A 7283-nucleotide genomic window follows, 5' to 3' on the forward strand; every position below is an offset into this window, starting at 1 on the left:
GGCGGGGGCTCTCCGCCGTTTCGGAGGCACGGCGCGCCGCCGCGCCGAGCCTCCACCCGGGGGTGGACCGCGGTGGTCCACCCCCGGGTGCGTGTGCTGACGGCCCACCGGGAGGACCGTGGAGACACACCTCGGATCCGACCTCCGGGAGCCCCTGATGCCCCTGCCCGCCCTCCTCTCCCTCCTCGGCGTCCTCTGCTGGATCACCTACGAGCTGCTGCTGCGCCGGCGCGAGGACGCCTCCGCCGGCACCTGGCACGCCGACCGCCGCGACCGCGGGTCGACCCGGCTGCTGCTCGGCTGCTACGTGGTGTCGGCCCTGGTCGTGGTGCTGTTCGACCGCGCCGCGATCGGTGAACTTCCCGGCTGGGCAGGCTGGTTCGGGGTGGCCATGGTGGCCGCCGGGCTGGCGCTGCGGGCCTGGGGCATGCGCACCCTGGGCCGGTACTACACCCGCACCCTGCGCACCGTGGACGCCCAGCACCTGGTCCGCACCGGCCCGTACCGGCTGATCCGGCACCCCGGTTACGCCGGCAGCCTGCTGGTCTGGATCGGCTACGCGGCCGGCACCGGCGGCTGGGCGGCCGCCCTGGTGGTCGCGGCGCTGCTACTGGCCGCGTACGGCCGGCGGATCTCCGCCGAGGAGCGGATGCTGCTGGACGCCTTCGGCAGCGAGTACGCGGAGTACCGTCGGGTGTCGAAGCGTCTGGTGCCGTTCGTCCACTGATCGCACCGCGGCGGCGGGTGTGAGCTTCGGCACCCGCAATCGTCCGGATGGGCGCCACGGCGCTCGCGATCCGCTCGAACGGCACCTGGTTTTTGGCCAGCGTTTCCCGGCTGGTGTATCCGTTCTCCGTCAGGGCCAGGCATACTGGCCAGCACGGGCGCTAGCGCCCGCCACGACTCTAGACAAGAAGGGACCGGTGGCCAGGGATGCTGCGGAACGGTCTTGAGCCCTGGCACATTCTCGTGGTGCTGGCGGTCGTCATCCTGCTGTTCGGATCGAAGAAGCTGCCCGAGATGGCCCGTGGTCTGGGCAAGTCCATGCGCATCCTGAAGGCCGAGACGAAGGCCATGCGCGAGGACGACACCCCGGCGGACGCCGCCGCCGGCACCGCGCAGAGCACCGCCGCTCCCCAGCAGAGCGCCACCGCTCCCCAGCAGAGCGCCGACCGCCCGGCCGTCACGCCGACCAACGTGACCAAGGCCGCCGAGACCAAGCGGCCCGAGACGACCGCCTGAGTCCCCCTCTTCTCCGGAAAGCCCCTGGTGAGCCACCAGGGGCTTTCCGCCGTTCCGGGCCGGTGGGGGGGACGCTCCGGCCGCACGACCGTCGACTGGCCGTCCGATCTGATCCGTTGTCTCCTGGTATGCACCCATCGGAGGAACGGAGTCCCGGCATGCCGACCGACCAGCCCGGCGACGAACTGGCCGAGCTACGGGCCCGGCTGAGCGCGGTCGAGGCCCAGGAGGCACGGCTCGCCGACCAGTTGGCGGCCGGGCCGGCACGGCACCCGCCCCGCCACCGGGTGCGCGCCTTCTTCTCCGCCCTGCTGATCGTGCTGGCCTGCGTGCTCACCCCGCTCGGCGCCCTCGCGCTCTGGGCGAGGTCCGAGATCAGCGACACCGACCGCTATCTCGCGACCATGGCCCCGCTGGCCGAGGACCCCCGGGTCAAGGCTGCCGTCGCCGACCGGGTGACCGCCGAAATCATGAAGAAGCTCCCGCTCGAATCGCTGCTCGACGGCGTCGCCCCGGCCGACAGGCCCAAGCTCGACGCCCTGCTGGGCAGCATCGGCCAGGCCCTGGACAGCGGACTCGGCGGCTTCGTCCACACCGAGGTCGAACGGCTCGTGGACAGCGACGCCTTCACCACCCTCTGGACGGACGTCAACCGGGAGGCGCACGCCGCCGTCGAGAAGATGGTGACCGGGCAGGGCGGCGGCGCCGTCGAGGTCCACAACGACACGGTGGTGCTCGACCTCGCCCCGGTGATCGCCCGGGTGAAGTCCGCACTGGTGGACCGGGGGCTCCCGCTGGCCTCACGGATCCCGGAGATCCACACCTCCTACCCGCTGGTGCAGTCCGACGCCCTCCCCAAGGTCCGCACCGCCCTGCGGGTGCTGGACCTGGCCGGTTTCTGGGTGCCGGTGCTGGCCGGCGCCTGCGCGCTCGGCGGGGTGCTGCTCGCGACGCGGCGCCGCCGGGCGGTGGTGGCGGCGGCCCTCGGCATGGCGGGCGGGGCGCTGCTGCTGGGCATCGGGCTGAGCGTGTTCCGGGCCGTCTACCTGGACCGGCTCCCGGCCGACGTCGACCAGGGGGCCGCCCAGGCCGTGTACGACACCCTGGTGCGGTACCTGCGTTCGGCCGTCCGGGTGGTGGTCGCCCTCGGCCTGCTGGTCGCACTCGGCGCCTGGGTCACCGGCGGCGGGCGGTGGGCGCGCACCGTCCGCGGCGGCTGGCGCGCCGGGCTGGGCGCGGTGCGGCGGGTGGCCGAACGGGCCGGGCTGCGGCTCGGGCCGGTCGGCCGGTTCGTCCACCGCTGGAAGGCCGCGCTGGGCTGGCTGGCGGTCGCGCTCGCGGCGCTGGCCTTCGTGCTGTGGAACTACCCGACGGTGCTGGTGACGCTCTGTCTGGCACTCGGGCTGGTCGCCGTGCTGGCGGTGCTGGAGCTGCTGGACGAGCCGGGGCCGACGGAGCGGCCGGAAGGAGGAGCCCCGGTCTCGGCCTGAGGGACGATCACGCGGGGCCCGGGGCCGCCCTAGGGTCGGCAGGGTGTGGGGAACGACGTGGAGGGGCTCGCGGCTGCTGCGGCCCGCGCTGATCGGCTCCGGGCTGGGGTACCTGCTGCTGGCGGGCCGTCCGCAGGCTCTGACGGCGACGGACTGGGCGGTCGCCGTGGGGACGCTGCTGCTCGCGGCGCTCGGCGGTCGCCTGCCGCTCGTGGTGGCGCTCGGGCAGTGCGCGCTGACCGTGCCGGCCGTGGCGCACGCCGTGCAGGTGGAGGTCAAGGTCGGCGTGGCCGCGGCCTTCTTCGAACTGGCCGTACGGCGGTGGGGCCGTCCGGTCGCCGGGCTGTGGGCCGCGCTGCTCTGCGCGGAACTGGCGCACGCCTGGCCGTCCGTACCCGCCGCGCTCTACCGGACGGCGCTGCTCGGCGGCGTGCCCGTGCTGCTGGCCGGCTACATCCGCGCCGCCGAACGGGTGCGGCAGGCGGCCGAGGAACGGGCCCGGGAGGCCGAGCGCAGCCGGGACCTCGCCGAGTGGGGCGCCCGGATGGGCGAGCGCGCCGCGATCGCCCGCGAGCTGCACGACATGGTCGCCCACCACCTGGCCTCCACCGTGCTGAGGGTCGGCGTCGCGCGGCACGTCCTGCCGGACGCCGACCCCCGGCTCACCGCCGTACTGGACGACGTGCACGCCGGCGCCACCACCGCCCTCGCCGACCTGCGCCGACTGCTCACCGCCCTGCGCGAGCCCGATGCCGGGCAGCTGGCCCCGCTGCTCGCCGAGACCGCCGACCTGCCCACCGCCGTCGCCGGGGTGGTGGAGCGGTCGCGAGCGGCCGGACTGCGGGTCGACGCGGTGATCGGCGGCCGGCTCGCCGAACTGGACGCCATCGGCGGGCTGACGGTGCTGCGGCTGGTCCAGGAGGGGCTGGCGAACGTGGTGAAGCACGCCGGCCCGGGCGCGCGCGTCCGGCTGCGGGCGACGACGGAGGACGGGAACGTGGCACTGGAGCTGGAGAACACCCGCGGGCAGGCCGGGCCTGCGTCCATGGGCGGCGGGCACGGGCTGCTCGGGATGCGGGAGCGGGTGGCGCTGGTCGGCGGCACCATCGAGGCCGGACCGGTGCCGGACGGCTGGCGACTGGCCGCCTCCTGGCCGCTGGGCACGGGGGCGGCGGCATGACCGGCGTGCTGATCGTCGACGACCAGCAGCTGGTCCGGGCCGGGGTGCGGATGCTGGTCGAGTCCACGGACGATCTGACGGTGGCCGGGGAGGCGGCGGACGGTTCCCGGGCGGTCGAGCTCGCGGTGCGGCTGCGGCCCGACGTGGTGCTGATGGACCTGCACATGCCGGGGACGGACGGCATCGCGGCGACGGCTCAGCTGCTGTCCCGTCTTCCCTCGGCCCGGGTCGTGGTGCTGACCACCTTCGATGACGACGACCGGCTCTACCCCGCCCTGGCCGCCGGCGCCTGCGGCTTCCTCGCCAAGGACGTCGAGCCGGGAGCGGTCCTGGACGCCGTCCGACGGGCGGCAGCGGGCGACAGCCCGTACAGCCCGGCGGTGCTGCGGCGGGTGGTGGCCCGGGCGGCGGAGGACTGGGCGGGGGCGGAGCGGCGGGCGGTGCCGGAGGTCCGCTTCACGGGTCGGGAGAGCGAGGTGCTGCGGCACCTCGCGGACGGGCTGTCGAACGCCGAGATCGCCGGACGGATGCACCTGGGGGTGACGACCGTGAAGACGCACCTGTCGAACCTCATGACCAAGACGGGGAGCCCGAACCGGGTGCGGCTGGCGGTGCTGGCCATCCAGCGCGGGCTCGCCTGACCGGAGCAGGCGAACGGGCGGACGGGGCCGGGTACGGGGCAGGCTGGGCAGGATGTCCGAGAACCCGCCCCCGCCGCCCGTCGACCTGCGGGCCTGGTTCTGGCTGCTGGGCGCGTCCACGCTGTTGATGGCCGGGTACTTCACGCTGCCACTGGAATGGTTTGGCGAGCGCCGGCCGCGGCTGAGCTGGCTGGTCTTCGCGGGGGCACTGGCCGGGATGAGCTGGCTGATGCTGGCCAAGATCATCGGAGTGATGCGGGGCACCGCCAAACGGCCGGTGGTCTGGCTGGCCTTCCTGATCTTCCTGGCGCTGACCATCTTCGCGGCGACGTACTACGTGCTCGGCTCGCACAAGGCGGAGTTCGCCGGACTGGAGACCCGGCTGGACGCGCTGTACTTCACGATCGTGACGATGGCGACGGTGGGGTACGGGGACATCACGCCGGCGGGGCAGACGGCGCGGCTCGTGGTGATGCTCCAGATCGGGTACAACTTCGTGTTCCTCGCGGCGGCCGCCGGGACCGCGTCCCAGGCGATCCGCGGGAACGTCGAGCGCAGGATCCGCAAGCAGGACTGAGTCCGGCACGGCGGGCGGTACGCGGACGGCACGTACCGGACGGGCCGGACGATCCGGCACGGTGCCGGGCCGACCTCGGTGTGACGGGAGCGGGAAGCCGAACGGGGACTCTGCCGGCGACGACTTCGCCGGCAGAGTCGCCGGGCCGGCATCCCCGTTCTTCGGCAGGCTTGTCCACAGCCTGTGGACAAACCTGTGTCGACCGCGGGCCGTCAGCACGGCCTTCGAGCGGCGCGCACGGAGCCGGGAACGCCCCGATCCCCCGCCCGGGACGGAGGGGGATCGGCGCGGACGGCTACGACCCGGTCAGTCCCGGACAAACCGGGAAGCATCCCTCGTGGAAACCCGCACCGGCAGCAATGGGCACGAATCCGCGTCCGCGGAGGCGGCGACCGGGCCTGTCAGTCGTCCTGGAGGTCGGCGGCGGTGTGCAGGGTGGCGAACAGGGCGGAGAGGCGGGTGTTCCAGTTGGCGTAGGTCGGAACGTCGATGGCGTGCTTCTTGCCCATGTCCCGGACCACCTTCTGGGCGTTCCTGAGCTCCTGCGCGGCGTCGTCCGGGTTGCCCTCGTTGAGGCGGGCGGCGGTGGCGTCGAGGATCTTCAGCAGGTCCGTCTGCTTGTCCCGCTCCTTGTTGACCTGGGCCTGGGCGACGGCCTGGCGGAAGGACTGGATCTGCAGCGCGGCGGGCTGGTTGCGCGGGACGGCCGCGGTGGAGGCCGGGGGCGCCGAGGGGGTGGTGGGCGCCGCCGAGGTCGCGGTCGCGGAGGCCTTCGGGGTGGGCGTCGCGGCCGGGGCGGTGGGGGCGGTGGCCGCGGCAGGCTTGGCGGCGGCCGCGTTGCCGGCCGGTCCGTCGAAGGCGGTGAGGGCCAGCGCGGTGACGCCGGCCAGACCCGCCACGCCCAACGCCCCGAACACCAACGGCTTTCGGCGGCTGCGGGCGGGAGCGGGCGCGGGCGCAGGGGCGGGCGCCCGGGCGGGGATCGGCGCCATCACCGAGGTGGCGGCCGGCGGCTGGGGCGGCAGCACCGTGGTGTGCTGCTGGTTCGGCGCCGGGGAGAAGGGGACGGGCGGGAGCAGCTGGGTGGCGGCCCCCGCGGCCCCCGCGCCCGCGAGCAGCTCGGCGGTCGGGCCGCCGACCGCCTGCCCCGGGACGGTGCCGAGGATCTCGGCCCGGGCGGCGACCGCGTCGGCCGGGCGGTCGGCCGGGTTCTTGGCCAGCAGCCGCAGCACCGCCGCGTCCAGTGCGGGCGGCAGGCCCGGGCGGCGGGTGGACGGCGCCGGCGGCTGCTCGCTGACGTGCTTGAAGGCGATCGCCACCGGGGTCTCGGCGGTGAAGGGAGTCGCGCCGGTGAGCATCTCGGTGAGCACGCAGCCGACCGCGTACAGGTCGGTCCGCCCGTCCAGCGCCGAGGCGGTGGCCTGCTCGGGCGAGAGGTAGGCGGCCGTGCCGAGCACGCTCGCGGTCTGGGTCAGGTTGCTGGAGGAGCCGGCCCGGGCGATGCCGAAGTCGACGACCTTCACCCCGCCGGCATCGGTGATCATGATGTTCCCGGGCTTGATGTCCCGGTGCACCAGCCCGGCCGCGTGCGCGACGGACAGCGCCTCGCAGACCGCCGCCGCGATGCCGACGGCGCGCTCCACCGGCAGGGTCCGCTGCTCGGCCAGCAGGGCGGCCAGCGAACGGCCGTTGACCAGCTCCATGACGATGAACGGGGTGCCCTGGTCCACGCCCGAGTCGAAGACCATGACGATCCCCGGGTGCACCAGCATGGCCGCGTGCTGGGCCTCGCGGCTGAAGCGCTCGGCGAAGCGGGGGTCGTCGGCGAGGCCCCCGTTGAGGACCTTGACGGCCACCTGACGGCCCAGCACGCGGTCCACGCCGCGCCAGACGGTGGCCATGCCGCCGACGCCGAGCATGTCGACGAGTTCGTAACGCCCGTTCAGCGCCCGTCCGATCACCTGGAGCTCCCCTCACGTGCCCTGCCCGGGGTCCCGGGCCGCCTCGTGCACCTGTGCACGATAGCCGCACCGTCGAACCGGCCGACCAGGGGCGGAGGGTGGCGGTCGGGGGACCGGGCAGCGGTCCCCCGGCCGCCGGCACGGGGGTGCGGCCCCTGTCGCTTATACACAACTCCGCGCCCACGCAGTCTC

At 74.6% G+C, this 7283-nt stretch carries 7 protein-coding genes; 6 read left to right on the top strand and 1 reads right to left on the bottom strand.

Annotation, left to right across the window (positions count from 1 at the left end):
- The first annotated feature begins 157 nt into the window (after positions 1–157).
- From ACFU7Y_RS36100 to ACFU7Y_RS36125, 6 genes are all read left to right on the top strand, one after another.
- A complete protein-coding gene (locus ACFU7Y_RS36100; RefSeq protein WP_224283442.1) occupies positions 158–727 on the top strand; it encodes an isoprenylcysteine carboxylmethyltransferase family protein in 570 nt (189 codons plus the stop codon).
- Between the two features lie 206 nt (positions 728–933).
- The gene (tatA, locus tag ACFU7Y_RS36105; protein ID WP_380770886.1) at positions 934–1242 is read left to right on the top strand and encodes a Sec-independent protein translocase subunit TatA; all 309 of its coding nucleotides are present in this window, start codon (positions 934–936) and stop codon (positions 1240–1242) included.
- Positions 1243–1400: 158 nt separating this feature from the next.
- Positions 1401–2732, top strand: coding sequence for a hypothetical protein (locus tag ACFU7Y_RS36110; protein WP_380770887.1), 1332 nt, complete (start codon positions 1401–1403; stop codon positions 2730–2732).
- Between the two features lie 43 nt (positions 2733–2775).
- Positions 2776–3912, top strand: a complete 1137-nt coding sequence (locus tag ACFU7Y_RS36115) for a histidine kinase (protein WP_224284895.1) — start codon at positions 2776–2778, stop codon at positions 3910–3912.
- Positions 3909–4553: a response regulator transcription factor gene (locus ACFU7Y_RS36120; protein WP_224284894.1), complete on the top strand. Its 645-nt coding sequence runs from the start codon at positions 3909–3911 to the stop codon at positions 4551–4553. Before ACFU7Y_RS36115 ends, ACFU7Y_RS36120 begins: the two co-directional genes overlap by 4 nt.
- 52 nt (positions 4554–4605) lie before the next feature.
- Positions 4606–5130, top strand: a complete 525-nt coding sequence (locus ACFU7Y_RS36125; protein WP_224284893.1) for an ion channel — start codon at positions 4606–4608, stop codon at positions 5128–5130.
- A gap of 401 nt (positions 5131–5531) precedes the next feature.
- Here the strand turns inward: ACFU7Y_RS36125 and ACFU7Y_RS36130 are convergent, their stop codons facing one another.
- Positions 5532–7091: a protein kinase gene (locus ACFU7Y_RS36130; protein WP_380770888.1), complete on the bottom strand. Its 1560-nt coding sequence runs from the start codon at positions 7089–7091 to the stop codon at positions 5532–5534.
- Between the last annotated feature and the right edge of the window lie 192 nt (positions 7092–7283).

Origin of the sequence: Kitasatospora sp. NPDC057542 (assembly GCF_042801945.1) — a bacterium.
GTDB lineage: Bacteria > Actinomycetota > Actinomycetes > Streptomycetales > Streptomycetaceae > Kitasatospora.

Bases quoted from the DNA above. Each gene is read 5' to 3' on its own strand.
- ACFU7Y_RS36100 (WP_224283442.1), top strand. From the start codon at position 158: ATGCCCCTGCCCGCCCTCCTCTCCCTCCTCGGCGTCCTCTGCTGGATC.
- tatA (WP_380770886.1), top strand. From the start codon at position 934: ATGCTGCGGAACGGTCTTGAGCCCTGGCACATTCTCGTGGTGCTGGCG.
- ACFU7Y_RS36110 (WP_380770887.1), top strand. From the start codon at position 1,401: ATGCCGACCGACCAGCCCGGCGACGAACTGGCCGAGCTACGGGCCCGG.
- ACFU7Y_RS36120 (WP_224284894.1), top strand. From the start codon at position 3,909: ATGACCGGCGTGCTGATCGTCGACGACCAGCAGCTGGTCCGGGCCGGG.
- ACFU7Y_RS36125 (WP_224284893.1), top strand. From the start codon at position 4,606: ATGTCCGAGAACCCGCCCCCGCCGCCCGTCGACCTGCGGGCCTGGTTC.